Annotated in this window: 26 protein-coding genes; 15 read left to right on the top strand and 11 right to left on the bottom strand. The window is 71.5% G+C overall.

Annotated elements, in window-relative coordinates:
- Nucleotides 1-112 precede the first annotated feature (112 nt).
- Together O7615_RS34010 and O7615_RS34005 are read right to left on the bottom strand one after the other, a co-directional pair.
- Complete coding sequence (locus O7615_RS34010) at nt 113-931, bottom strand: universal stress protein (RefSeq protein ID WP_278182336.1); 819 nt, start codon at nt 929-931, stop codon at nt 113-115.
- Nucleotides 932-1128: 197 nt separating this feature from the next.
- On the bottom strand, nt 1129-1515 hold the full coding sequence (locus tag O7615_RS34005) for a VOC family protein (RefSeq protein ID WP_278181890.1): 387 nt from the start codon (nt 1513-1515) through the stop codon (nt 1129-1131).
- A gap of 129 nt (nt 1516-1644) precedes the next feature.
- Between O7615_RS34005 and O7615_RS34000 the strand changes: the two genes are divergently transcribed.
- The 8 genes from O7615_RS34000 to O7615_RS33965 all read left to right on the top strand — a co-directional run bounded on the left by O7615_RS34000 (nt 1645) and on the right by O7615_RS33965 (nt 9064).
- Nucleotides 1645-2040: a VOC family protein gene (locus O7615_RS34000; protein WP_278181889.1), complete on the top strand. Its 396-nt coding sequence runs from the start codon at nt 1645-1647 to the stop codon at nt 2038-2040.
- Nucleotides 2041-2131: 91 nt separating this feature from the next.
- A complete protein-coding gene (locus O7615_RS33995) occupies nt 2132-2368 on the top strand; it encodes an HTH domain-containing protein (protein ID WP_111218248.1) in 237 nt (78 codons plus the stop codon).
- Nucleotides 2368-2946 (top strand): Clp protease N-terminal domain-containing protein, encoded by a 579-nt coding sequence (locus O7615_RS33990; RefSeq protein WP_278181888.1) that lies wholly within the window; start codon nt 2368-2370, stop codon nt 2944-2946. Before O7615_RS33995 ends, O7615_RS33990 begins: the two co-directional genes overlap by 1 nt.
- A gap of 125 nt (nt 2947-3071) precedes the next feature.
- The gene (locus tag O7615_RS33985) at nt 3072-4433 is read left to right on the top strand and encodes an IS4 family transposase (protein WP_278175131.1); all 1362 of its coding nucleotides are present in this window, start codon (nt 3072-3074) and stop codon (nt 4431-4433) included.
- A 166-nt stretch (nt 4434-4599) separates the two neighbouring features.
- Entirely contained in the window at nt 4600-5583 is a 984-nt protein-coding gene (locus O7615_RS33980; RefSeq protein ID WP_278181887.1) for a diacylglycerol kinase family protein, read from the top strand.
- 51 nt (nt 5584-5634) lie between these two features.
- Nucleotides 5635-6651, top strand: coding sequence for a YihY/virulence factor BrkB family protein (locus O7615_RS33975; RefSeq protein ID WP_278181886.1), 1017 nt, complete (start codon nt 5635-5637; stop codon nt 6649-6651).
- Between the two features lie 81 nt (nt 6652-6732).
- The gene (locus O7615_RS33970) at nt 6733-8223 is read left to right on the top strand and encodes a phosphatase PAP2 family protein (RefSeq protein WP_278181885.1); all 1491 of its coding nucleotides are present in this window, start codon (nt 6733-6735) and stop codon (nt 8221-8223) included.
- Between the two features lie 19 nt (nt 8224-8242).
- On the top strand, nt 8243-9064 hold the full coding sequence (locus tag O7615_RS33965) for an endonuclease/exonuclease/phosphatase family protein (RefSeq protein ID WP_347405116.1): 822 nt from the start codon (nt 8243-8245) through the stop codon (nt 9062-9064).
- Nucleotides 9065-9189: 125 nt separating this feature from the next.
- Here the strand turns inward: O7615_RS33965 and O7615_RS33960 are convergent, their stop codons facing one another.
- Nucleotides 9190-10152 (bottom strand): TIGR03557 family F420-dependent LLM class oxidoreductase, encoded by a 963-nt coding sequence (locus O7615_RS33960; RefSeq protein ID WP_278181883.1) that lies wholly within the window; start codon nt 10150-10152, stop codon nt 9190-9192.
- Between the two features lie 351 nt (nt 10153-10503).
- On the opposite strand from O7615_RS33960, the gene O7615_RS33955 reads away from it, so the two are divergent.
- The gene (locus O7615_RS33955) at nt 10504-11892 is read left to right on the top strand and encodes a cellulase family glycosylhydrolase (RefSeq protein ID WP_278181882.1); all 1389 of its coding nucleotides are present in this window, start codon (nt 10504-10506) and stop codon (nt 11890-11892) included.
- Between the two features lie 204 nt (nt 11893-12096).
- On the opposite strand, the gene O7615_RS33950 is transcribed toward O7615_RS33955, so the two are convergent.
- Nucleotides 12097-12333, bottom strand: coding sequence for a hypothetical protein (locus O7615_RS33950; RefSeq protein WP_278182335.1), 237 nt, complete (start codon nt 12331-12333; stop codon nt 12097-12099).
- A gap of 32 nt (nt 12334-12365) precedes the next feature.
- Nucleotides 12366-12620 carry a DivIVA domain-containing protein gene (locus O7615_RS33945; RefSeq protein WP_278181881.1) on the bottom strand — a complete coding sequence of 85 codons (255 nt, stop codon included), beginning with the start codon at nt 12618-12620 and terminating at the stop codon, nt 12366-12368.
- A gap of 435 nt (nt 12621-13055) precedes the next feature.
- Between O7615_RS33945 and O7615_RS33940 the strand changes: the two genes are divergently transcribed.
- The 3 genes from O7615_RS33940 to O7615_RS33930 all read left to right on the top strand — a co-directional run bounded on the left by O7615_RS33940 (nt 13056) and on the right by O7615_RS33930 (nt 15360).
- Nucleotides 13056-13913: a helix-turn-helix transcriptional regulator gene (locus tag O7615_RS33940; RefSeq protein WP_347405140.1), complete on the top strand. Its 858-nt coding sequence runs from the start codon at nt 13056-13058 to the stop codon at nt 13911-13913.
- The gene (locus O7615_RS33935) at nt 13910-14119 is read left to right on the top strand and encodes a DUF397 domain-containing protein (RefSeq protein ID WP_278181879.1); all 210 of its coding nucleotides are present in this window, start codon (nt 13910-13912) and stop codon (nt 14117-14119) included. Before O7615_RS33940 ends, O7615_RS33935 begins: the two co-directional genes overlap by 4 nt.
- Before the next feature lie 194 nt (nt 14120-14313).
- Nucleotides 14314-15360 (top strand): sporulation protein, encoded by a 1047-nt coding sequence (locus O7615_RS33930; protein ID WP_278181878.1) that lies wholly within the window; start codon nt 14314-14316, stop codon nt 15358-15360.
- 92 nt (nt 15361-15452) lie between these two features.
- Here O7615_RS33930 and O7615_RS33925 read toward each other — a convergent pair whose 3' ends face one another.
- Complete coding sequence (locus O7615_RS33925; protein ID WP_278181877.1) at nt 15453-15830, bottom strand: hypothetical protein; 378 nt, start codon at nt 15828-15830, stop codon at nt 15453-15455.
- Between the two features lie 163 nt (nt 15831-15993).
- Nucleotides 15994-18036, bottom strand: coding sequence for a glycerophosphodiester phosphodiesterase family protein (locus tag O7615_RS33920; protein ID WP_278181876.1), 2043 nt, complete (start codon nt 18034-18036; stop codon nt 15994-15996).
- A 181-nt stretch (nt 18037-18217) separates the two neighbouring features.
- Between O7615_RS33920 and O7615_RS33915 the strand changes: the two genes are divergently transcribed.
- On the top strand, nt 18218-18613 hold the full coding sequence (locus O7615_RS33915) for a hypothetical protein (protein ID WP_278181875.1): 396 nt from the start codon (nt 18218-18220) through the stop codon (nt 18611-18613).
- 63 nt (nt 18614-18676) lie between these two features.
- Here O7615_RS33915 and O7615_RS33910 read toward each other — a convergent pair whose 3' ends face one another.
- The 3 genes from O7615_RS33910 to O7615_RS33900 form a co-directional block, all read right to left on the bottom strand.
- On the bottom strand, nt 18677-20899 hold the full coding sequence (locus tag O7615_RS33910; protein ID WP_278182334.1) for an AAA family ATPase: 2223 nt from the start codon (nt 20897-20899) through the stop codon (nt 18677-18679).
- A gap of 218 nt (nt 20900-21117) precedes the next feature.
- The gene (locus O7615_RS33905; protein WP_278181874.1) at nt 21118-23094 is read right to left on the bottom strand and encodes a tetratricopeptide repeat protein; all 1977 of its coding nucleotides are present in this window, start codon (nt 23092-23094) and stop codon (nt 21118-21120) included.
- A 68-nt stretch (nt 23095-23162) separates the two neighbouring features.
- Nucleotides 23163-23624 (bottom strand): MarR family transcriptional regulator, encoded by a 462-nt coding sequence (locus tag O7615_RS33900; RefSeq protein WP_278182333.1) that lies wholly within the window; start codon nt 23622-23624, stop codon nt 23163-23165.
- A gap of 49 nt (nt 23625-23673) precedes the next feature.
- Here O7615_RS33900 and O7615_RS33895 point away from each other — a divergent pair, with 49 nt between their 5' ends.
- Complete coding sequence (locus O7615_RS33895) at nt 23674-24195, top strand: VOC family protein (RefSeq protein WP_278181873.1); 522 nt, start codon at nt 23674-23676, stop codon at nt 24193-24195.
- A gap of 118 nt (nt 24196-24313) precedes the next feature.
- Complete coding sequence (locus O7615_RS33890) at nt 24314-25177, top strand: hypothetical protein (RefSeq protein ID WP_278181872.1); 864 nt, start codon at nt 24314-24316, stop codon at nt 25175-25177.
- 503 nt (nt 25178-25680) lie between these two features.
- Here O7615_RS33890 and O7615_RS33885 read toward each other — a convergent pair.
- A complete protein-coding gene (locus tag O7615_RS33885) occupies nt 25681-25860 on the bottom strand; it encodes a DUF4236 domain-containing protein (RefSeq protein WP_278181871.1) in 180 nt (59 codons plus the stop codon).
- Nucleotides 25861-25955: the final 95 nt, after the last annotated feature.

Genomic DNA, 25955 nt, shown 5'->3' with positions numbered 1-25955 from the left:
TTGAGCCTCTCGCGGGTCGGTGAGTTCTGCATCCGCAACGCGCGGTTCCTACTACCAGCTTCGCCGGATCGGTGGATCTGGATCAGGGCCGTTGGTCCCGCCGGTCCGGGTGTCACGACCTGTCGCGGTCCGGTGGGCCGGTCACGCCGCGGATGACGATCACCGGGGAGGGGGCGTGGTAGAGCAGTGCCTGGCTGACCGCACCGAGCATGCCGCGCAGCGGCTCGTCGCCCCGCGCGGCGACCACCACCAACTGCGCCGAGCGGGACTGGTCGACCAGCACGTCACCGGGTTCGCCCCGGATGACGTGGCACTCCACCGCGACGTCGGGACGGCCGGCCCGGTGGCGGGACACCAGGTCGCCGAGTCGCTCGGTGGCCTCCTCGATCATCGCGTCGGAGTCGACCACCCACACCGCCAGCAGCCGCGAGCGGTGCGCGTCGGCGCAGGCGAGCGCCCAGCCGAGCGCGACCTCGGCGGACGCCGATCCGTCCACTCCGACCAGCACCGGGCCCGACGGCGGCGGTTCCCGCCGGACGACCAGCACCGGGCACTCGGCGCGGGCGGCCACCTGCACGGCCGGGCTGTCGGCCGGGATGCACCGCTCGCAGTGCGCCATGCCGCCGTCGCCGACGGCCACCAGGAAGGCCGTCGCCGACCTGCGGACGAGGTTCGCCACCGCCGCGCCCTCGGCGATCTCGGTGGTGACCGGCACGCCCGGTTCGTTCTCGTTGACCGCCGCGGTGGCCTGTGAGATCAGCTGCTCGGCGTCGGCCCGGGATCCGGAGACCGCCGGCGCCTCCAGATCGGCCCAGTTGAAGGCGTGCAGCAGGTGCAGCCGGCGTCCGTGGGCGGCGGCCACCCGGGCGGCGAGCCGGGCCACCGGCAGGGCGTCCTGCGGACCGACGCCGACGAGCACCGGCGCGTCCATCGGCGCGTCTCCCGGCGCGTCGCTGGCTGCGGCCACCTCACATCACCCCCGCAGCTGTCCCGCCGGCCTGCGTCTGAGGCTAGTCGCGGCGGTACGCCACCGGGGCCGGATCGCCACACGGCGGCGGTGAGCACCTCTGGCAGGTTGTCAGCGCGCCCGGGCGGATCGCGGCTGAACGCGGCGCAGGGTTGAGGGCGTCAGCCGAGCAGGTCCCAGCGGTTGCCGGCGATGTCGAGGAAGACCGCGACGCGGCCGTACGGCTCGGTGCGTGGCTCCCGGACGAAGGTGACCCCGGCTTCGACCATCCGCGCGTACGAGGCATCGAAGTCATCGACCCGGAGGAAGAAGCCGACCCGCCCTGCGGCCTGGTCACCCACCGTCGCGCGTTGGCGGTCCCCGTCCGCACGGGCGAGCAGGATTCCGCTCTGCGCGCCGGGCGGCCGCACCACGACCCACCGCTTGGGTCGCCCGTCGTTCGTCAGCGAGGGTGCGTCCTCCACGAGGTCGAAGCCCAGCACGCCGGTGAAGAACTCGATCGCGGGGTCGTAGTCGTTGACGATCAGAGCAACCAGGTCGATCCGCACCGGGGCAGGGTAGAACGGTCCCGGCGTCGACGCGGGCCGCCTCTGACCACGTACCTGCTGTCACGATCGCGCTCGGTGAAGCGTGCCCGCTCGTCGGCCCGGCCGCGTACCGGATGCAACGATGCCCGGGTGACGTCCTTTATCTCTCATACCAGCGTCGACTGCGCCGATGCGTACACCCTGTGCCGCTGGTGGCAGGCCGTCCTCGACTACGTCGAGGACCCTGATGATCCGAACGAGCCGGGGCACGAGGAATGCATGATCTTGTCTCGGGACCGGACGCATCGACTGCTCTTCATCGAGGTGCCGGAGTCGAAGCAGGTCAAGAACCCAATCCACTTGGACCTGCGTCCGGTCGAAGGCTCGCGCGACGCCGAGTTGGCCCGACTGATCGAGCTGGGTGCGACCACCGTCGACGACCGGCGCAACGCAGATGGAACCGGTTGGGTAGTGCTCGCCGATCCGGAGGGGAACGAGTTCTGCATCCTCCGGAGCACCGCCGAGGTCGCCGCCGGGCCAACCTGACACCACCGCACGCCGTCTGGCCCGGAGGGGCGTGTCCCTGATGTTGTCAACTGAGGTTGACGTACTCCTGATGTCAATGTAGGTTGACAGCATGAGTCAGGCAACGGAACTCGCGGCCGCGGCCGGCAGCACCGACCCGCGGGTCGGCCTGCGCGCGGTCCGCGCCCTGCGCCGGCTGCTCGAACGGCTTGAGGTGGTCCAGGTGGACAACGCCCGACGGCAGGGCTGGTCCTGGCAGGAGATCGCCGACGCGCTCGAGGTCAGCCGGCAGGCGGTCCACAAGAAGCACGCCGGGCGACCGGCGGTCGGATCCTCCTGGGAGGCGTGATGTTCGAACGATTCACCGACCGTGCCCGTGCGGTGGTGCGGCGGGCGCGCGACGAGGCCCGTGTCGAGGGCCAGCGGCCGGTCGGCACCGAGCACCTGCTGCTCGCCATCCTCGCCGACGGTGACGGTCTGGCCGTGCGGGTGCTCCGCGACGCCGGTGTCACCGCCGACGACCTGCGCGAGCGCATCCGTCGGCACACCGAGACCGGCGGCAGTGGCCTGGCCGAGGCCGACGCCGCCGCACTACGCGAGATCGGCATCGACCTGGCCGCCATCGTGGCCCGGATCGAGGAGTCGTTCGGCCCCGATGCGCTGCGCGAGGCCATGCCGGCGCCGCGCCGCCGCTGGGGCCGGCGACGGCAGGTGGGCGGCCCGTTCTCCGCTCGGGCGAAGAAGGTGCTGGAGCTGTCGCTGCGCGAGGCGCTGCGGCTGCGCCACCGCCACATCGGCACCGAGCACATCCTGCTCGGCCTGCTGCGCGAGGGCAACGGCCTCGCCGCGCTGGTCCTCACCGAAGCCGGCGTAGACCTGCCCGCCACCCGCCGCCAAGTAGAAACCGCCCTCCGCACCCCCGCCTAACCCCAATGCCGCTCAGTTAAGGGGGCGGGGCGTGTGTCAAGGGGTGTGGTGGTAGACGAGGACGGCGGGGTCTCGGTATAGAGGTTTGTCACTCCAAGACAGCCTCTGGACCGGGAGCCCCGCCGTTGGAACAGTCTGCCATCACGTCCACGATCACGGTGGCTGCGGGGCGGTTCGCGCCGGGTCATCTGGGTGAGTTGACGCAGCAGGTGCCGTTCGAGATGGTCGATGCGGTGCTGGCCGAGGCCGGTGGTGTGCAGTCGCGGGTGCGGGATCTGCCGTCGCGGGTGGTGGTGTATCTGCTGCTCGCGGCGGGGTTGTTCGCTGAGGTCGGTTACCGGCAGGTGTGGGCTCGGTTGGTTGCCGGGCTGGACGGGTTGACAGTGGCGCTGCCGACGTCCTCGGCGCTGTCGCAGGCTCGCCGGCGGGTCGGGGACAAGCCTCTGGTGGCGTTGTTCCGGCTGCTGTCGGGTCCGCCGGCGGGGGCCGCCCGGTGGCGGGGTCTGCTGGTGTGCGCGATCGACGGCACCAGCATGTTCGTGCCCGACACTACGGCGAACTTGAGGGTCTATCCGCGTCAGGCGGGCAGCCACGGTGGGTCGGGGTATCCGATGCTGCGGCTGGTCGCCGTCGTGGCGTGCGGCACTCGCGCTGTCATCGACGCCGTGTTCGCGCCGATCAGCATCGGTGAACTGGGCTGCGCCGGCCGGCTGCTGAGCTGCCTGCGCCCAGGAATGCTGCTGCTGGCCGATCGTGGGTTCGCCGCCCGTCAGATGATCGAACAGTTCGCCGGCACCGGCGCTGACCTGCTCATCCGCGACAAGGACGACCGGCGGCTGCCCGTCATCCGCCGCCATCGCGACGGGTCCTGGCTGTCTGTCATCGGCGCGATGACGGTCCGGGTCGTTGACGCCGAGATCGTCGTGAGCATGAACGGTAAACGCCACGTCGGCCGGTACCGGTTGATCACCACCCTCACCGACCAGCGCCGCTTCCCCGCCCTGGATCTGGTCACCCTCTACCACCAACGCTGGGAGATCGAGACGGCGTACCTGGAGCTGAAGTCCACCCTGCTGGGCGGACGGGTCCTGCGGGCACGGACCCCGAACGGGGTAAACCAGGAGGTCTACGCCCTACTGGCCGCCTACCAGGCGGTCCGGCTGGCGATGGCTGACGCCACCGCCAGCCAACCCACGACCAGCCCCGACCGGGCCAGCTTCACCATCGCGCTGCACGCCGCCCGCGACCAGATCATCCACGCCGCAGGTGTCATCGCCGAGACCACCATCGACCTCGTCGGCGCCATCGGCCGCGCAGTCCTGGCCGACCCACTGCCCCCACGCCGCACCCGAGTCAGCCCTCACGTGGTCAAACGAGCAATCTCCAAACACCGCGCCAAAGGCACCATCGACCGCACCAACTACCAAGCCACGATCAACATCAACATCCTCGCCACAGCAGGGTTGACGACCGGCCCAGAACCCTAACTGAGCGGCATTGCGCCTAACCCCCCACCCGTACCCGTGTCGTTGATCATGAAGTTGTTGTCCCGACACGCCGGGGGGGGTGACAACAACTTCATGATCAACGCCGGTGGGTCGGGGTGCGCTGGCTCGGGTCGCTCAGGGGTGGGCGGTGCTGCACACTGGCGCGGTGGATGGTGGATGGGACAAGGGCGCGCTGCGCAGCGCGGTGGTGCTCAACCCGGTCAAGGTGGCGGACCAGGACGCGCTGCGCCGTACGGTCGGCGACACGCTCGCGGCAGCCGGCTGGCCCGAGCCGCTCTGGTTCGAGACCACCGCGGACGATCCCGGCCGGGGTCAGACCGAGCAGGCTCTCGCCGCCGGCGTCGACGTGGTCTTCGCCTGCGGCGGCGACGGCACCGTACGGGCCTGCGTCGATGCCCTGGTCGGCACCGAGGTGGTGCTCGCCGTCCTGCCGCAGGGCACCGGCAACCTGCTCGCGGCCAATCTGGGACTCTCCGACGACCTGGCCGCCGGGCTGGCGGTGGCCGTCGAGCGCGGGCGGCGGCTGCTCGACGTCGGTGAGGTGGACGGGCACCACTTCGCGGTGATGGCCGGTATGGGCTTCGACGCCCAGATGCTGGCCGCCACCAGCGAGACGACCAAGCGGCGGATCGGCTGGCCGGCGTACGTGGTGGGAGCCACCCGACACCTGCGGGACCGGCCGATGAAAGTACGGATCCGCCTCGACGACCAGCCGCCACTGCGCCGCCGCGCCCGCTCGGTGCTGGTCGCCAACGTCGGTCGGCTCCAGGGCGGGCTGACCCTGCTCACCGAGGCCGAGCCGGACGACGGCTACCTCGACGTCGCCGTGCTCACCCCCCGGACGCTGCGGCACTGGCTCTCGCTCGGCTGGGCGGTGCTGCGCCGAGCCGAGCGGGTGCCCCGGATGGAGGTGTACCGCGCCCGCCGAGTGGAGATATCCAGCAACCGGAACCAGCCGCGCGAGTTGGACGGCGACCTGATCGAACCCGGCCGCACCCTGCGGGCGCAGATCCGGCGGCGGGCGCTGTGGCTCTGCGTACCGAGGCCGGAGCGGGCACCCGACCTGGCCGAGGACGCGACGGCCGCCGCCGAGCGGGGTGAGCGCCTGGTCGAGGAGGGGCACCCGTGAGCGCGAGGAGTGAGCTTGCGAGCCCCGCAGTCGCGAACGAAAGGCGGCCCCGTGAGTAGTACTCGGATGGTGCCGGAGACGCGGCTGATGTCCGACGAGCAGCTCTGCGCCGATCACGCGTGGCGGACGCTGCGCCGGGAGGGCGGCTGGCACCTGCTGCGCGACGCCTTCACCCGGTTCCGCTACGGCGACGGATTCAGCCACTCCCGGGCCTTCGCGTTCCAGCTGTGCCTCGCCGTGGTGCCGTTCCTGATCGCCCTGACCGGGCTGATCTCCGAGCTGGGGGTGGCGGAGGGCGGCGAGGTGGTCGCCGACACCGTGCTCGCGCTGACCCCCGGCACCAGTGAGCAGATGGTCGCCGGCCTACTCGGCGAGGGGGAGAGCGCGGGCGCCGAACGGGTCGAGGAGATCGGCGAGGTGGCGCTCGTCCTGGGCCTGATCACCGGGCTGGTGGCGCTGACCACCACGATGGCGCAGATCGAGCGCGGAGCCAACCGGATCTACGGCGTCGAGCGGGACCGCCCGGCACTGTGGAAGTACGTGCGGGCGGCCGTCCTCGCCGTCACCGCCGGCCTGCCGGCGCTGGCCGGGTTCCTCATCCTGGTCGGCGGCGGGCCGATGGGCGACTCGGTCGAACGCCACTACGCGTGGGGCGACGCCGCCAGCGTCGTCTGGGACCTGGTGCGCTGGCCGCTCAGCCTCGGGTTGACGGTGCTGGCCGTCGCGGTGCTGTTCCGCCACGCGCCCCGACGCCGGCAGCCCGGCCTGTCCTGGCTCTTCTTCGGCGCCGGCATCGCCACCGCGCTGTGGTGGCTGGCCAGCCTGCTGCTCGCCGGCTACGTGCGTTTCAGTGAGGACTTCGGGCAGACCTACGGCGCGCTGGCCGGGATCATGGCGCTGCTGCTCTGGGCGAACCTCACCGGGATGGCGCTCTTCGGCGGCCTCTCCTTCGCGGCCCAGCTGGAGGCGGTCCGCATCGGTGTGCAGGAGCCGGCCAAGCCGGACCTGTGGGAGCCGGACACGCAGCGCGTCGCCCTGGTCGACACGGGCGAGATGACCGCGCTCTAGCCGGGCCGGGCTGTCGCGCCGCCGGGTGTATCGGGGTGTCCCGTCGGGTACAGCGCCACGCCAGAGGCGAAGGAGGCTGCCGTGGGTGCGGTCAGAGACGTACTGCGACGCCCGCTCGGGCACTTCACCGAGCGTACGCTCGCCGGCCTGGCGCTCGTGCTCGGTGCCGGGGTCGGCTTCGGGCTGGTGCTGGTGCTGGTCCGGGTGCGATGGTCGCCGCTGTACGACGTGGACCACGGCGTGGCGCGGTGGCTGAACGACCAGGTGGCACCGGTCGGCCCGCTGGTGACGGTGCTCAACGCCATCACCGACCTCGGCGGGCGCCCGGTCATCGTCTGGCTGGTCACCGTCGCCGTGGTCGGGTTGCTGATCCGCCGGCAGGGCCGGCTCGCCGTCTTCCTGATCGTCACCGGCGCGGGGGCGCTGATCCTCGACCCCTCGCTGAAGACCCTGGTCGACCGGTTGCGCCCCGAGGTGGCGGTGCCGATCGGCACGTATGCCGGCCAGAGCTTTCCCAGCGGGCACGCCCTCGGGTCGATGGTTGCCTACGGCGCGCTGCTGCTGGTGTTCCTGCCGGCGATGGCCCGCCGCTGGCGCCGGGCAGCGATGATCCTGGTCGGTACCGTCGTCTTCCTGATCGGGTTCACCCGGGTCGCGCTCGGCGTGCACTTCCTCTCCGACGTGATCGGTGCCTGGCTGCTCGGCGCGGCCTGGCTCGGCGTCACCGCGTACGCCTTCCGGCTGTGGCGGTTGGAGCGGGGCCGGCCCGCGACGCCGCTGACGGACGGGCTGGAGCCGGAGGCCGCCCACGAGGTGGCGCCCGCGCCGGACGAGGAGAAGCTGCTGCCGCACGCCCGCGCCGGTGTCGCCGAGATCGTCGTCGGCTGGGTGCTGGTCTTCGGCGCCCTCTACGCCTTCGGCATGTTCGCCAGCTACCACGCCGGCGGCACCTTCCTCGCCAGCCTCGACGAGGTGGTGCCGAACTGGTTCGCGTCGCACGGCACCCCGCTGCTCGACGACGTCAGCTGGTGGTGGAGCAAGGCCGGCGACACCCACGCCATCATGGCGGTCTCGCTGGTCTTCTGCCCGCTGGTGCTGGCGGTCTGGCGGCGCTGGCGGCCGGTGCTGTTCGTGGCGCTGACCATGTTCGGCGAGCTGACCCTCTTCCTCGCCTCCGCCGCGGCGGTGGACCGGCCACGCCCGCCGGTGGAGAACCTGGACGGCCCGATGCCGACCTCCTCCTTCCCCTCCGGCCACATCGCGGCCACCCTGTGCCTGTGGATCGTCATCGCCGTCATCGTCCTGCCGCGTACCGACCGCTGGTGGCGGTGGCTCTTCGTGGCGGCGGCGGTGATCCTGCCGGTCGGGGTGGCGGTCTCCCGGATGTACCGGGGGATGCACCACCCGACGGACTTCCTGGGCGCGATCATTCTCGCCGCGCTCTGGATCGGGCTGCTCTACTGGGCGATCCGCCCCAACGAGGACGTGCGGGAAGGCAACCGACCCGAGATCGAGTCGGCGGACGTGGACACCCTCGACGACGAGCTGGCCCGGGCCGGCCGACCGGGTTGAGCCGACCGTGCTGCGGCTGATGACCTGGAACATCCGCACCGGCGGGCAGGACCGTGGCGGTCCCGACCGGCGCGACCGGCTGGCCCGGGTGATCGCCGAGCAGCGGCCGGACGTGCTCGCCGTGCAGGAGTTGGGCGGCCTCGACGTGGCGGGCTTCGCCGCCGCTGCCGGCCTGCGGGCGTACCTGGCGGGCTCCTGGCTGGGGCAGCCGGTCGCGGTACTGGTGCGCCCGCCCTGGCCGGTGCTGGACGCCGCGCCGGTCCGCCGGCCGTTCCACCACTCGGCGCAGCGGGTGGTGCTGGGCACCGACGCCGGTCCGTTGACCGTGCTCGGCACCCATCTCCACCCGTACTCGGGCACCCGCCGGCTGGTCGAGGCCGGGTGGGCGGCCGCCGCGCTGCGCCGGGACCGCGCCGCCCTGGCGCTGCTCGCCGGCGACCTGAACACCCTCGACCCGTACGCGGAGCACGCCGATCGGGTGGGCCGGTTGCCGCCCGCGTACCGTCGCCGGCACCTGCGCCCGGACGGGCGGACGGTGGACACCCGGGCGGTGGCCCGGCTGCTCGCCACCGGGCTGGTGGATCTGGCGGCGGCCGCCGGACCGACCGTGCCGACCGGGCACGGCGGGGTGGAGTTCGCCGACATGCGCCTGGACTACCTGCTCGGCACTTCCGCCCTGGCCGCCCGCTGCACCGGCGCCCGGGTGGTACGCGGCGGCGACGCCGAGCACGCCTCCGACCACTACCCGGTCCTCGCGGAGTTCGACCTCTCCCCACCCGCCCCGCCGGGACCGCCGGGGTGGGCTGGGCCGCCGGGGCCGGCGGTTACAGGATCAGGTTGATCAGCACGGTCAGGACGATCGAGGCGACGATCGAGAAGAGGATCATCAGGAGGCAGCCGAGGCCGCCGCCGGCGGGCCGGATCTCCGTGTTGCCGATGCGCATGCGCCTATCCCATCCCGCCCGTTCACAGCTCGCGCAGCCGGGGCAGCAGTTGCTCCTGCGCCCAGTCCAGGAACATCGGCTGGCTGTCGCCGCCGATCTGGACCAGTGCCACGTGGGTGAAGCCGGCGTCGACGAACTTCTTGAACGCCGCCACGTGCCGGTCCACGTCCGGCCCGCAGGAGATGCCCTGCGCCACGTCCTCCTCGCGGACGGTCTGGCTGGCCGCCTCGAACGCGTCGGTGTCGGGCAGCGCCGAGTTGACCTTCCAGCCCAGGCCGAACCAGCGGAACTGGTCGTGCGCGATCTTGCGACACTCGGCCTCGTCCGGGCCGTAGCAGATGGCCACCTGCCCGTAACGGGGTCGCCCGGCGCCACCGGCCTCCTCGTACATCTCGACGAGGTGCGGTTCCGGCTCGGTGGCGATCATCCCGTCGGCGTACTCGGCGGCGAGGGTGGCAGACTGCCGGCCGGACGCGGCCACCGCCATCGGCACCGGGTCGTCGGGACGGTCCCAGACGTACGCGTCCGGCACGTCGTAGTGGTTGCCGGAGAAGGTCAACGTCTCCCCGTTGAGCAGCGGCCGGATGATCTGCAACGCCTCCTCGAACATCTCGTGGCGCTGCTGCACGTGCGGCCAACCGCCGACCACGTGCTCGTTGAGGTTCTCCCCGGCGCCGAGGCCGAGGGTGAACCGGCCGTCGGAGAGGACCCCGACGGTGGCGGCCTTCTGCGCCACGACCGCCGGATGGTAGCGGCGGATCGGGCAGGTGACGAAGGACATCAGCTCGGTGCGGGAGGTGGCGTGCGCGACCGCGCCCAGCACCGACCAGGCGTACGGTGAGTGACCCTGCGACTCCAGCCAGGGGTAGTAGTGGTCGGACATGACGAGTTGGTCGAAACCGGCCGCCTCGGCCCGCACCGCGTGGTCGACGAGTTCCTTCGGACCTGCCTGCTCACACATCAGGGTGTAGCCGATGCTGACCATTGACGTCTCCTTCCGGGCCGGCGGACCGTTCCGGATACCCCGGTCCCGTTCGGTCAACCCTGACTGGTCTTGACGGTTGGCCGGAGCGCTGCCTACCGTTGCCTGAACCGGTTCAGATGCCGGCGTGGTGCGCATCCTGTGGTGGGGATGTCCACCCCCGTGACGACTCGGTGTGCTCCTGAGTCGTCACGGGCAGCCGGCGTACTGAACCGGTTGCTTTCGTTAGGCCATCGGCATACGCTGATGCCTGCCTCGCCGGGCCTCCGGGAGCGGCTGTCGGGCTGCAGCCGCGACACCTGCCAACCACCGCACCCCGCATGGGCACGGGGAGACATCTCCTGCGAGGAATCCATGAGAAAACTGTTCGCGGGCGTCGGCGCCATCCTGCTGGCGACCGTCGCCGCAGTGTTCGCCTTCGGCCCGTCGGCGCACGCCGCCACCGGCTTCACGGTCAGCGGCGGCAAGCTCTACGACGCCAACGGCAACGAGTTCATCATGCGCGGGGTCAACCACGCGCACACCTGGTTCACGAACCAGACCAGCACGTTCGCCAACGTCAAGGCCCTCGGCGCCAACTCCGTCCGGGTGGTGCTCTCCAGCGGCGACCGGTGGACCCGCAACAGCGCCGACGACGTGTCCAACGTGATCCGGCTGTGCAAGGCGAGCCGGCTGATCTGCGTGCTGGAGGTCCACGACACCACCGGGTACGGCGAGCAGAGCGGCGCGATCACCCTGGACCGCGCGGTCGACTACTGGCTCAGCATCTCCAGCGCCCTGAACGGCCAGGAAGCCTATGTGATCGTCAACATCGGCAACGAGCCGTACGGCAACCAGAACTACTCCGCCTGGACCACCGACACGTCCAACGCGATCCGTCGGCTGCGCAACGGCGGCATCGGGCACACCATCATGGTGGACGGCCCGAACTGGGGCCAGGACTGGTCCTTCACCATGCGCGACAACGCCCCGACGGTGTTCAACGCCGACCCGGCCCGCAACACGGTCTTCTCCGTCCACATGTACGGCGTCTTCGACACCGCAGCCAAGATCAGCGACTACCTGGGCCGGTTCCGCAGCCGCGGGCTGCCCATCGTGGTCGGCGAGTTCGGGCACAACCACTCCGACGGCGACCCCGACGAGGATGCCATCCTCTCCTACACCCAGGCCAACGGCATCGGCTGGCTGGGCTGGTCGTGGAGTGGCAACAGCGGTGGCGTGGAGTACCTCGACATGGCCACCAACTTCAACCCCAACCAGCTGACCAGCTGGGGCCAGCGGTTGTTCAACGGCACCAACGGCATCCGGCAGACCGCGCGGGAGGCCAGCGTCTTCGGCAGCACCCCGCCCACCACGCCGCCCCCGTCGACCCCGCCGCCGTCCACCCCGCCGCCCTCGACTCCGCCGCCGTCTACGCCTCCGCCCTCGACGCCGCCGCCGGCCGCTGGCTGCTCGGCGACGTACTCGATCGCCGGTCAGTGGCAGGGCGGCTTCCAGGCTGACGTCCGGGTGACCGCCGGCACCAGTGCCATCACCGGCTGGACGGTGCGCTGGACCTTCGCCAACGGCCAGTCGGTGACCCAGTCCTGGAACGCCACGATCACCAGCAGCGGATCCACCGTGACCGCCCGCAACGTCGACCACAACGGCCGCCTCGGCGCCGGGGCCAGCGCCAGCTTCGGCTTCCTCGGCAGCTGGAACGGCACCAACTCGGCTCCCACGGTGACCTGCACCGCGAGCTGATCACTCCGTGACACCACCGGTGGCCGGGTCCGCCCGGACCCGGCCACCGGCTCGTCCGCTGCCCGTCCGGCGAGGGCACCATTCTCAGAGCTTGAGAGGTGGATGCGAGATCTTGGAAAGTTACCGTTCCGCGCGAACGGGAACTGTCCAAGATCTGGACCGAATGTCGTGGCCGGCTCCGGATTACCCGTTGCGGGTTTGACCCTATGGCGGAAACGTGGGGGAGCACGGGCCGTCGTGGTCGGCCCGGCGGGCGCACCGGCGTCGGTCCCGCATGATCAGGTCACAGAACACCCAATGTCGTACGTGCTGAGCATCCTCGGCGGAGACGGTCGTGCCGGCCACCTCGATCCCCGGTATCAGGGCCAGCGAGCGGGTCAACGAGTACGCGAAGCGCAGCGCCCCGGCCAGATCGGTGACCGCCACCGGCAGATGGATCACGTGCCGCGTCTCCGGGCTCACGACATCCGCGCTCACGACATCCGCCGCTGCGCCTGCGCGCTCTGCCAGTCGCGCAGCGCCCGCTTGATGCGGACGTTCTCGTCGCCCAGCCGGGCCACATCCTGATGCAGGCTGGCCAGTTCCCATGCCACGCGGTGCAGGAACTGGCGTACCTGCTGCGGGTCGAGGCCGCGTCGGCCGAAACCGACGGTGGCGAACTGCCGATCCCGGACGTGGCGCGGGTGCAGCCGTGGCGGTCTGCCGGTGTAGACGGTGCCCTGGTTCATCGGTCGTCTCCCGTGTTGGAAGGGGCGGTCCTGCGGCGAAGGGGGAATTCCGGGCAGGACCGCCCCGCCCGGCGACCGCAGCCTCATTCGGCGGGTACGGCCACCGGGCTGCCGGTGGGTTTGCGGATTTCCGGATCGGCGGGGTCGCGAAGACCCGCTGCTCCGTGATAGGTATTCGTCAAGTCGGTCGGAGCCGGAATGCGCGCGTCATCGCGGCTCCATGTGGAGACCCGACGAGAGTCGGTATGCGCCTGCCACACGCCACGCCGTCTCTCGTCACCTTCTCGGCTGTTGGCCCAGCCGCGGTTGCCGTGCTTGCACCGGGCGTCCCCGGGGGTCGGTGATCACCCTCACCCGAGGGCCACATTTCCAGTGGCCTTGAACTGGAGCAATGGTTCCTTCGCGGGCGACATCGACTTTTTCAAGGGGTGGATCATGCCGCACAAGCCGTTCATCAGGACACTCCGCGCGCAATGGCTGGGTCAGCGACTGCGCGTACTGCGGGAGCAACGCGGGCTGACGTTGAAGCTCGTTGCCGAACATCTGCAACGCGACACGTCCGCGCTGGGGCGTTACGAACGGGCCGACTGGCCTATCCGCAAGGGCGATGTCGTCGCTCTGCTGGACCTGTATGGATTTCACGACGCGGCCGAGCGGGCCCGCCTCTTAGCGCTGGCTGAGGAGGTCTGGCGTACCGACCGCTGGGACGAGGATTACGGCGATGTGGTCGACTCGTCCTTCATCCAATATCCCTGGCTGGAAAGCCGCGCGGAGAAGATCTGTTCGTACAACACGATGTTGCTGCCAGGGTTGATGCAGACGAGGAACTACGCCGAGGCGGTCATTCGGAACGCGGAGCCGCCGGATGCTCCCGCCGGCACGATCAACCGATGGGTGGAACTTCGGCTGGAACGCCAACGAGTCCTCGACGGAGACACGTGGATCGAAGCGATCCTTGACGAGACGGTGCTGCGACGGCTCGTCGGTGGACCTACCATCATGCGCGAGCAACTATCGCATCTACACCAGTTGGCGCCGCGCCCCAACGTTGTGCTTCGCGTACTTCCGTCGTCGACTCCCCTGCACGCGGGCATGGATGGCTCGTTCACGCTGTTCCGGCTGCCCAAGCCCTACCCGGCAGTCGCATACCTTGAGAGCCTCGGCGGGAGGCTCTACGTGGAGGCACCCAAGTCGATGAGGTTCGTGGATGCCTACGATCGGCTGGGTGCGGTTGCACTCAGCCCCGGCGAGTCGAGGCGGCTGATCGAATCGATACTGAAGGAGTTGTCATGACGGAAGGGGTTCCCCCGGTTGCCTGGCATATCAGCACCAAGAGCAATGACAACGGGGGGAGTTGTGTTGAGGCGGGGCCGGTGCTCGACGGCTCCGGGCGGGTGGCCGTGCGGGACAGCAAGGCGCGGGAGGACGGCGCGATCGTCTATCCGGGCGAGGTCTGGACGGCGTTCGTTCGGGGTGTGAAGACCGGCCGGTTCGGCTGACTGGTCCTCTCCGACGGCAATCGGGTCCGGGCGACGTGAATCGTCTGCGCCATCAGCTCGACAGGACGCCAACGCCACTGACCGGACCGCGCCGGAGGGCGGTTTTCAGCGACCTCACAGCCCCGCTCGATAGGGTGCCGCCGTCAGCGTCCGGTCCTCAAGGGAGCCCGGGCACCAGACTCGCAGGAGTTCCGATGGTCTTCAAGAAGATGTTGAGTGCGTTGGGCGTGGGCGGTCCCAGTGTGGACACCGTCCTGACCAACCCGAACACCCGGCCCGGGCTGGCCCTCGACGGTCAGGTCAACCTGCTTGGCGGGGAGGCCCCGGCGAACATCGAGCAGATCGTCGTGGGGCTGGTCACCCGGGTCGAGGTCGGTGAGCAGGCCGGCGTCATGGAGTTCCACCGGCAGGTGGTCAGCGGCCCGCTCCAGCTCGCCGCGAAGCAGGCGCTGTCCATCCCGTTCCAGCTTCCGGTGCCGTGGGAGACCCCGATCACCGCGCTGTACGGCCAGCAGCTGCACGGCATGACGCTGGGGCTGCGTACGGAGCTGGCGGTTGCCCGAGCCGTGGACAAGGGCGACCTCGACCAGGTCAACGTGCATCCGTTGCCGGTGCACGAGCGGATCCTGGAGGCGTTCCTCCAGCTCGGTTTCCGGTTCAAGTCGGCCGACCTGGAGCGGGGGCGGATCCACGGGGTGCAGCAGACGCTGCCGTTCTACCAGGAGATCGAGTTCTTCGCCGCGCCGCAGTACGCGCAGACCGTCAACGAACTCGAACTGACCTTCGTCACCAACCCGCACGGCGTCGACGTGGTGCTGGAGTGCGACAAGCGCGGCGGCTTCCTCGCTCCCGGCCACGATGTCTTCGGCCGCTACCAGGTCGCCCACGCCGATGCCGAGCGGTCGGACTGGACGCAGGTGGTCGACGGCTGGCTCCAGGAGACGATCGGTCGCTTCGGCACCCTGCGGGCCCAGGCATTCGGCCCGCAGGGCCACGGTGCCCCGCACGGCTACGGCGCTCCGAACAAGTTCGGCCACCCGCAGCGGCGTGGCGGCGTCGGCATGGGCGGGGTGGTGGCCGGCGCGGCGCTCGGTGCCGCGGGTGGCATGCTCGCCGGCCATATGATCGGCAACGCCTTCGAGGGCGCCGGTGAGGAGGTCACCGAGGCGGCCGGTGACTTCGGTGGCGACTTCGGCGGGGACTTCGGTGGCGGCGACTTCGGCGGCTTCGAGGAGTTCTAGACACCACTAGGCGCCACGAGACGGTGGCCCTCCGGGATCTCTCCCGAAGGGCCACCGTGCGTATGCGGGCCGTGTGGTCCCGCGTACGAGGGTCAGCGCCCGCGTCCGCCGCCGGAACGCTTCTGGCTGCCGGCCTTGGCCAGACCACGGCTACCCAGGTAACCGAGGGTCAGCAGGGTGATGTAGAACCACGCCTGGCCGGGGTTGTTCAGGTTCAGCCCGTGATCGGTGGTGCCACGCCAGAAGGCGGCGATGACCACGGTGGTGACGGCAGCCGCGTAGATCCAGAACTCCGTCGTCAGGAACGACTGCTTCGTCTCCGTCCCCGGCGCCGGCGACTGAGACTGCTCCCGGTGCCCGTCGTGCATCGACGGCATCGGACGGGTGGGAGCCTCCTGCATGGACGCGCGGTTCTGCACGTCCTGCGCAGGACGGTTCATCGGCCTGGTAGATGCAGCCTGCGTGCTCATCTGTCCTCCTCAGGATGTGATGAGTCGTAACCTGCGACCCTCGCCCCGCTACCGCGTGTCGGCCACGGCACGGTTCGCGCTCTGTGGCGGGGGCACCACGGGTCTACCCGGTGCGTCGGGGCAGTAACACCCGGCCGTCGGCGGATCACCGGAGCGGCCCCGGTCAGCGCAGGCCGTTGCGCACGGCCACGCTCACCAGCAGATCCGGGTCGTCGGTGATGATGCCGTCGACGCCGAGGTCGATGACCCGCTGCATCACCCCGGCGTCGTTGACGGTGTAGGGGATCACCTTCAGCCCGTATCGCGTCTGGAGGGTGCGTACGTCCGGTCCGTGGAAGTACGCCGGGTCCTGCCGCAGGTACCAGTCCGCGTGGGTGACCGAGCCCTGCGCCGGGTCGTGCACCTGCCAGTTCGCCGAGACGGTCGAGGCACCGGCCGCCCGGGTGAGCTTGCCCAGGTCGCGGTACTTCCACCAGTCCAGACCGGCGGTCCAGGGGCTCTTCACCGACCGGTCGCCGTACACCGCCCGCAGCGAGCACTCGTCGGCCAGCCCGGCGCACTCCGCCGGGCCGTACTGCCAGACCAGGGCCACCGTCTCGATCCGCCGGTCCAGCTGCCGGGCGTAGGTGATGGTGCGCCAGTCGAACGACTGGATGGTGACGCGGCTGGTGAGGTCGGCGCGCTGCACGGCGGTGACCAGCTTGCGGGTGAAGCTACGGTACGGCTCCGTGTCGTTGACCAGCGGGCTGATCTTCGTCTCGACGTTGAACCGGACATCCCTGCGGCCACTGGCCTTCACCAGTGCGAAGACCTCCTCCAGGGTGGGAATCCGCGCACCCGGGACAGGCACCTGGTCGGGCATGTCGGCGGCCGTCTTCGTCCCGCAGTCGAGGGTCTTGAGCTGCGCGAGGCTCAGCTGGTGCACCAGCTTGCCCACGTACGGGAACTTCGGATCGCGCGGCCGGACCGGTGCGGTGTCGATGCAGTGTGCGCCGTTGACGGTGCGGTCGTGCAGCACCACCAGCCTGCCGTCGGAGGTCACGCCGGTGTCCAGCTCCAGGGTGGAGATCGCCGGGTTGGCCAGTGCGTTGGCGAAGGCGGGCAGGGTGTTCTCCGGCCGGGTGGCCCGGCCACCGCGGTGGGCCTGGATGTCGAACGGCGAGGCGTACGCCCGGGGGAGCCGGAAGCCGCGCTGCGCGAGCAGGCCGCGTAGCCGGTCCGGGTAGTCGGTGATGATGCCGTCCACCCCGTCGTCGATCAGCTTCGCCATGGTCGGTACGTCGTTGATCGTCCACGGGACCACCTTGATCCCGTTACGGTGCGCGTGCCGCACCATCTCCCGCGTCACGTACGGGCGGTAGTCGGCGTCGTCGACGGTGCCGTTCTGCGGGAAGCCGTGCACCGGCGAGAACGCGTCGGCACCGAAGCTGCGGATCGCCCTGATCGGGTCGCCGCCGAAGTCGTCGATGTCCAGCCCGCCCAGCCACGGTGACGCACCGGGCTGCCCGACCTGAAGGAAGTCGTAGTTCGTCAGCGCCACCAGCGGCAGGCGCGGCTCGACCTGGCGCATCCGCATCAGCGCGCCCCAGTCGAAGCTCTGGATGGTCACCTGCTTCAGCAGCCCGGCGGCCCGGATCTCCGCCGCGGTGACCCGCACGAACTGCTCGCGCGGGGCGGTCTCGGTGGGCGCACCCGCCTCCACCTTGGTCTCGATGTTGAGCCGCACCCCATCCGCCCGGTACCGCTTGACCAGGGCGAACACCTCACGCAGCAGGGGCATCCGGGCGCCGGGGACGGCGAGCTGCCCGGGCCGGTCCGGCAGGGTCCGCGAGCCGCAGTCGAGGGTACGCACCTGGGCCAGGGTGAGCGTGTTGACGTACTTGCCGACGTACGGAAAATCGGGGTCGCCCGGCGTGACCGGGCCGGTGTCGGCGCATTTCGCGTCGCTGACCCGCCGGTCGTGGGTGACCACGGCCTGGCCGTCCCGGGTGATCTGGACATCCAGTTCGAGGGTCGTCACCCCGAGCTGGAGGGCGTTGCCGAACGACGCGAGGGTGCTTTCCACCCGCAGCCCCAGGCCGCCGCGATGGGCCTGCAGGTCGAACTCCCGGTCCGGGCGCGGTGTCGCCCCGGCGGGCGCCGCGAGCAGTGACGTCACGATCGTCGCGGCCAGGGCCGCGACGGCGGTACGGCGTACGGTGCGCACGCTGTCCTCCCTCCTGCGGGGATCTCCCGCCGGTATCCGCCGCACAGCATGGACAGCCGGGACGGCGGGCAGGCGAGCGCCGGGGGACCGGCCGGTGAACCGGCGGTGCGGGTTTGCCCCGCCCGTCACCGGGCACGCAGAACGACCGACACTTCTGCACGCTTCTGCGAGGTGATGGATCATGCGTGAGGACGACATGCGACAGGACGCCGCCCGCCGGGCCGAGGAGCGCATCGCCGGCGGTGTGTACGGCGAGGGTGCCCTGGACGAGGTGACCGTGCCGCCGACCGATGTGGAGAGTCAGCTGCAGCGTGAGGATCCGGACGATCCGGCGCACGTACCGATCGACCCGAACGTGCTGCGCGACGGTGGTCCCACCCGTGGACAGGGCGCGATCACCACGACCGGCGGTACGGCCGGCCCGGCCAGCACCCGCCGCGTCGCCCGCCAGCCAGAGCGCCACTCCGGCAAGGTCGCCCCGACCACCACCGGCGACGCCACCACCGGCGGCCTAACCACCCCCACCAGCGGCTCCACCAGCGACCAGTCCACCCATCCCCCCACCCCACCCCGCTGATCATGAAGTTAGCGGCACTTTCTGAGATCAAAGTCGCCGCTAACCTCATGATCAACCCGACGGTCAGGGGGTTGGGGTGAGGGTGGTCAGGTGTTGGGTGGGGCGGGTCAGGGCCACGTAAAGGTCGCTGCGGCCTCGGGGGGACTCGGCGACGATGCGGTCGGGGTCGACCACGATGACCGAGTCGAACTCCAGACCCTTGGCCTCGGCGACGGTGAGCACCACGACGCGGCTCTCCAGGTCCGGCTGCTCACCGACGGCCGCCTCGGGCAGCGCCGCCGTCAGCACGGCACCGAGGTCGTCGACCCGTCCGGCCGGGACGATCACCCCGAGCCGCCCATCGGTCAACCCGGCGGCCTCGGCCGTGGCGACCCCGACCAGTTCCGCCGCCAGTCGCTGCGCCGGCACGGCGCGGGCGACCGGCGGGACGCCGCTGGAGCGTACGGCCCGCGGTGGGCGAAGCGCCGGGTCGATCTCGGCCAGCACGCCCGCGGCGACCTCCATGATCTCGGCGGGGGTGCGGTAGCTGACGGTCAGCTCGGTCAGCCGCCACCGATCCGCCACGTACGGCGCCAGCGCGTCGGCCCACGACGGGGTGCCGGCCAGCGCCCCGGTCTGCGCGACGTCGCCCACGATGGTCATCGACCGGCTCGGGCAGCGGCGCATCAGCAGCCGCCAGGCCATCGGCGACAGCTCCTGCGCCTCGTCGACGATGACGTGGCCGAATGCCCAACTCCGGTCGGCCGCCGCCCGCTGCGCGGTGGTCAGCCGGTCCGCCTCCTCCTGCCGTTCCAGCAGCCGGTCGGCGTCGAGCAGGTCGGTCACGCCGAGGATCTCGCCGCCCTCGGCCTCGTCCTCGACGTCGATCGACCGGGAACCCCGGGCGATCTCCAGCACGCCCTCGGCGTACTCGCGTTGCAGGGAGCGGATCCGCTCCCGGCGGGCGGCGGCGGCGCGGTCGTCCTCGCCGAGCAGCTCCGCCGCCTCGTCCAGCAGGGGCACGTCGGCCGGCGTCCAGCCACCCGGCTCGCGGTGCAGCGCGGCCCGCTCGTCGGCGGTGAACAGCGGCGCGGCGGTGTCGAGCCGGTCGGTGTCGGCGTACAGGTCGGCGAGCAGGCGCTGCGGCGTGAGCACCGGCCACAGTTCGTCCAGCGCCGCCCGCACCTCCGGTTCCTCGCGCAGTTCGCGGCGGATCTCGGCGAGATCCGCCTCCTCCAGCAGGTTCTCCCCGCCCAACGGGTCGGCGCCGATCCGGTCGGCGACCTGGCCGGCCAGCGCATGGATGATCTCGATGTCGAAGACGGCGCGGGCCAGGTTGTGCGGCCGGCCGCTGCGCCGCGCCCGGTCGCGCGCCGCGCGTACGGTCTGTGGGTCGAGGACGAGGATCTCCCGCTGCGGCAGTTCGATCTCCAGCGGTTCGTCGGGCACCCGCTGCCGATCGCGTACGGCGTTGGCGAGCACCTCGACCATCGCGGACCGTCCCTTGAGGGCGGCGGTGGTGGCGGGCTCGGTCCTGCGGGCGCTCACCCCCGGGAAGAGATCGCCCTGGGTACGCAGCAGCACGCCCGTCTCGGCCAGCGCGGGCAGCACCTGCGAGATGTAGCGCAGGAACGTCACGTTGGGGCCGACCAGCAGCACGCCCCGGGTGGAGAGTTCCCGGCGGTGGGTGTAGAGCAGGTACGCGGCCCGGTGCAGCGCGACGGCGGTCTTGCCGGTCCCCGGCCCGCCCTGCACCACCAGGACGCCGGGCAGGTCGGCGCGAATGATCCGGTCCTGTTCGGCCTGGATGGTCTCGACGATGTCGCGCATCCGGCCCGTGCGCCCCGCGTTGAGCGCGGCCAGCAGCGACGCCTCGCCGGTCAGCTCCTCGTGGGCGGTGGGGGAGGCGGTGGCCAGGTCGAGCACCTCGTCGTTGAGGCCGACCACCTTGCGTTGCCGGGTACGCAGGTGCCGGCGGCGCCGGATGCCCTGCGGGTTGGCGGCGGTGGCGAGGTAGAAGGCGCGGGCGGCCGGGGCGCGCCAGTCCATCAGCAGCGGCTCGTAGTCGCCGTCGGTGTCGAAGATGCCGATCCGGCCGATGTAGTGACTGTCCCCCTCATCGGTGTCCAACCGGCCGAAGCAGAGGCCGTTCTCCACCGCCGAGAACTGTTCCACCTGGTCGGCATACATGCGAACGGTGCCGTCGCGTTGGGAACGCGCCTGCAACGTGCCGCCGGTGGCCCGTAGCTCCTCGGTCAGCCGCGTCGACGCCTGCTCCCGCAGGTCGTCCAGGCGCTGGTAGAGCATCGAGACGTACTCCTGCTCGCGGCCGATCTCGTCGTCGGACGGCGAACCGCCGGAGTGCCTTGACAATCCGTCTCCCGATTGGCTAGTATTCGAATTAAGAGCGGCTTATTCGAGCCGTTCTTTTTTGTGCCTGAACTGCCCAAGGTACCGCGCGGCGAACGGTGAAGCCAATCCCGTCACCGCGCCCGCCCGGCCCCCGCCGTCGGCGACTCGGCGATTCAGCGACGCTCGGTGCAGACCTCGCCGGAGCGGGCGATGGTGTCGGTGGACCAGGCGACCGCCACCGTGAAGCAGTAGTCGAGGCTGCGGTTGAGGCCGTAGACGACGAAGCTGTCGCTGCCGGCGGGCAGGTCGGCGAAGGCGTTCTGCGGCTGCCCGGTCCGGCCGCCGGAGACGATCACCGGCCCTTCCCCGCCGGCCGGATAGGTCCACCGCAAGGTCACGCTGTCCCGGTTGTCGCGCAGCGACAGCCCGCTCGGCGCGGCGCCGGGGGAGACGGGAGGCACCTCGGGGGCCGTGGTCGTCGGGGTCGCCGCGTCGCTCGGTGCGGCGGTCGGTGCGCCGCTCGCGGCCGGGGGTGCCGGGTCGCCGCCGCCGTCGACGCGGGACACCCCGGCGATGACCGCCGCGGCGCCGAGGAGCACCACGAGGACCCCCGCCGCGACGATCGGCACCAGCCGGTTCGACCGCCGGGGCGGCGGTACGGCGGCACGGCGTACCGGCACCGGCAGCAGGCGTGACGGTGTCCCCGGCTCGGCCGCCCGGCGCATCCGTGACGGCGTCTCCGGTTGCGCCGGCTCGGTGACCCGGCGCATCCGGTACACCCCGGGAGCCTGCGGCGGGCCGGCCAGTCCGATCACGCTCGGCGGCACGGCCGTGTCGGTCGCCTGGTCCTCCGGACCGGTCGCCTGGTCCTCCGGACCGGTCGCCTGGTGCGCCGCACCGGTCTCCGGGTCCTCGGGGCGCGGATCCGGCTCGGCCAGCTGCTCGGTCGGAGGGCCGATCCACCAGTCCTCCGGCGGCCCGGCCGGGCCGTCCGCCGGCTGCCGTGGCGTGGGCACCGCCGGCGCCGCACCGGCCGGCGGGTGCCCGGCGGATGGGTGCCCAGCGGATGGGTGCTCGGCCGGCTGGTACCCGTGGCTCGGGTGGTAACCCTCCGCGGGATGCTGCTCCCGACCGGCGCGGTACCCCGTCCGCCACTCCTGATCGGCGTCGTCCAGATCGGGCCAGCCCGGCCGTGCCGGCTCCTCGTCCGGTATCGCCGCCCATCCCGGGGCGTCGGGCGGCGGCGTCGGCTGCCCGTTCGGTGTCGCGGCCCATCTCGGGGCGTCGGGCGGCGGCGTCAGTTCATCGTCCGGTGGTGCCGCCCATCTCGGGGCGTCGGGCGGCGTCGGCTGCTCGTCCGGTGGTGCCGTCCACGCCAGATGCTCGGCGTCGTCCGGCGGTGGGGTGCGGGCGGCCGGCACGACCGGGTCCGCGGTACTGACCGGCGGGGTGTCGGTGCAGACATGGCCTGGATTGGCCGCCGCCCGGGCCAGCGCCGCGACCTGCGCGGTCAGCGGGTCGTCCGGGGCGAGGTGCTGGCGGGCCAACTCACCGGCCAGAGCCAGGTTGTCGTGCCCCTCGACGAAGTGCCCGCAGTCGCGCTGCATCGATCCGAGCCGGGCCAGCATCTTGATCCCGCTCGGGTGGCCGTCGCCGTACACCTCGCGGTGCAGTTCCCAGGCGTCCTGGAGACGGTCGCGGGCAACCTCGCACTGACCTCGGGCGTACTCCACGGTGGCCAGGTCGGCGTGGGCGGCGAGCACCCGCAGCGACTCCGGCCCGTCGGATGCGGTCAGCTCGATGATCACTTCCTGGTACAGCCGCGCCGCCCGCGACCAACTGCCCACCCGGTGCAGCACCGCCGCCAGGGTCGCCGCGGCGGCCACCGTACGCGGATCGGGGCGGCCGAGCAGCCGGGTGCTGGCGGCGTACGCGTAGGCGGCCCAGCCCCGGGCCGACTGCGGCTCGCCGAGCGCGAGCAGCACCCGCGCATGCAGGCCGGCCGCCTCGGCAATCTCGGGCGTGGCGTTGGCCGGGCGCGGGTCGGCGCCGGTCAGCGCGTCGGCGAGCAGCCGTTGGGCGCCGGCGAGATCGCCGGCGGAGACCAGGTCGTGCGCCTGATCAGTCAGTTCACCGAAGCCGGAGGGCACGCCCCATCGTGCTCATCCGACGACGTTATGTACAAGACCCGCGCCGGAGTGGTTCGGTCAGGATCCGGTCAGGGACGGGTCAGGCGATCGGTCAATGCCTCGCTGATCCGGCGTAACTGGTCGACCTGAGCGGGACTGAGCGCGTCGAACAGGTGCCGGCGTACCCCCTCGACATGGCCGGGCGCGGCGGCGGCCAGGGCGGCGAAGCCCTCGTCGGTGAGGAGGGCGAGCTGGCCGCGCCGGTCGGTCGGGCAGTCGTCGCGGCGGACCCAGCCGGCCGCCTCCAGCCGGGACACGGCGTGGGAGAGCCGGCTGCGCGAGGAACCGGTGGCGTCGGCCAGCTCGCTCATCCGGAGCCGCCGCTCGGGTGCCTCGGAGAGGCATACCAGGATCTCGTAGTAGGCGTGCGGCATGTTGGCGTCGCGTTGCAGCTCCCGGTCGAGCGTCTCCATCAGCGCCCGGGAGGCGGCCAGGAACGCCCGCCAGGTGCGCTGCTCGTCCGGGTCCAGCCAGCGGGTCATGACCACCATCATACCCATATAGTTGAACGCTCAACTAAAGCGAGCTAGTCTCGGTGGCATGGGAATCCATCGCCTCAACCACGCCGTCCTCTACGTCGGTGACCTCGAGCGCAGCGTCGCGTTCTACCGCGACGTGCTGGGCTTCCGCCGGGTGCCGATGACCCCCGAGGGGTTCCGGGGTGCCGCCTTCCTCCAGGCGCCCGGCTCCACCAACGACCACGACCTCGGTCTCTTCGAGGTCGGCGCGAGCGCCGGCCGGTCGACCGCCGGGCGGGCCACCGTCGGCCTGTACCACCTGGCCTGGGAGGTGGACACGCTTGACGAGCTGGCCGCCACCGCCCGGCGGCTGACGGCGGCGGGCGCGCTGGTCGGCACCTCCGACCACGGCACCACCAAGAGCCTCTACGGTCAGGATCCGGACGGGCTGGAGTTCGAGGTGGTCTGGCTGGTGCCCGCCGACCTGCTGGACGACGCCGCCATCGCCGCCCGGACCAGGATCGGCCGGCTGGACCTGGCCGCCGAGATCCGGCGCTACGGCGGGCAGACCCGTGGCGGGGTCGGGATCTCGGTGCCAGCCTGAGTGGTGCCAGCCTGAGTGGTGCCGGGCCTGAGTGGCGCCGGGCGGTGCCCGGCTCGCGCGGGTGCCCGGCTTGGGTGGTGCTGCCCGCCGTCGCCGCCGGTTGCGGTAGAACGGCAGGATGCCGATCGACACCGTAGGTCACGAGCTGTTCCTCCGGCACCTGGACAGCTGGGTGCCGGCCGCGCTGCACCGCGCCCGGCGGGCCACCGTCGTTCTCGGGTACGACGGCAGCGTCCCGCGCCTCGCCGAGGAGACCCTGCGGCTGGTCGGCGAGCATGTCGCGCCGCGGCGCGGCTGCCGGCTCACCGTCCTGGTGCTCGCCGACGGAACCGTGGACCTGCCGGCCCGGCTCGGTGACGCCGAGGTGGGACTACCGGCCGACGTGGCCGTACACCTGATGCCCGGTGACACCGGCCGGCTGCCGGTGGCGCTGCGTGCGGCCGGCGCCGCCGGTGCGCCGGTGCTGTCCTACCTGGAGGCCGGCGGTCCGGTGGACCCGGTGGCCCTCACCGCCGCCGCGACCGGCCGGCCCGCCGAGGCGCTGGTGGTCGCCGGCGCGGGCATCCCACTGCGCTCCGCGCTGGTCGATGCCGGGTTCCCGCTGGCCACCGAGGTCGAGCTGGTCGACGCCGACCGGCGGCTCGGCTTCGGCACCGGTTCGGACCGCAGCCTGGAGGCGGTGAAGGAGAGCCTGTGGGCGACCGGGCTGCGGCTCCGTGACCCGCACGGCGCACCGCTGTCACCCGCGCCGGAGGCGGATCCCGCCCCGTTGGGTCGTGCCCTGCTGGACGAACTGACCCGGCGCGGCCCGCGCACGGTCACCGAACTGCGTCGGTACGCCGTGACCGACACGGCGTACCGGGCCGTGGACGCGGTGCGGGCGCTGACCACGTTGCTCGACGAGGGTCGGGTGACCCGGGCACCGGAACACGGCCGGCTCGCCGGCGACGTACTGATCACGCCCGCCCGGTCAGCTACCTGACGCGCGCTGGCACGGTCCACGGCGACGCGCGCTGGCACGGTTCACGGCGGCCCAGCCGCGCACCGCGCCCGCCGGCGACCAGCCCAGCCCAACCTGGCCCGGCCCGCACGCACCTACGATCGTTACGTCGCGTAGTTCCGCCCTTCCCCGACCTGACTCCCACTCGCTTCCTTTGCTCTGCTTCAACCCACGCAACGGTTACTATCCGCGTCGACCGGCTCGCTGCGGCGCTGAGTGAGGGCCCGCGTCAGTGCAGCTCAGGGCCTGTTGCGTGGGTTGAAGCAGAGCAAAGCGTGCGCATGTGGGGTGGGGGTGGGAGGTGCTGCCGTTACGAACAGTCACCTGGCGAGGTGAGGTGTCGTGGTAGCGGACGGTGACGGCTGAGCTGCTATGGCAACGCCGACCCGGTTGACGCGATGGGGCGGTGATCCGGTCGCTGACGGTTGGCGCAGACGCCGAGCGGGGCGCCGGTGAACTCCGGCGCCCCGCTCGATCCCGGGACCTCACGTCCCGGACTTGTCCTGCTTCCAGTGCAGCGGCCCCGGCAGGTCGACGCGGTGCGCCCTGGCTCGGGAGTTCCAGGACCACCGGCCGAGCTTGATGCTCCAGGATGAGAAGCCGTTCTGCGTGAAGTTGAGGATCAGCGGCCCGAACTTCTTGCGCTTGCGCAACATCAGACCCATCGCGGGCCTCCCTTCGTCACGTCCCCCTGCGCGCTCGAAGATGCCCGTAACGCCGACCCGGCAAACAAGACGGTCCGCAGTGAACCCGCCAACCC

Source organism: Micromonospora sp. WMMD1082 (genome assembly GCF_029626175.1).
Classification (GTDB): domain Bacteria; phylum Actinomycetota; class Actinomycetes; order Mycobacteriales; family Micromonosporaceae; genus Micromonospora.
Note: the sequence above shows the minus strand (reverse complement) of the source record. Positions and strands in the feature narration are given on the sequence as shown.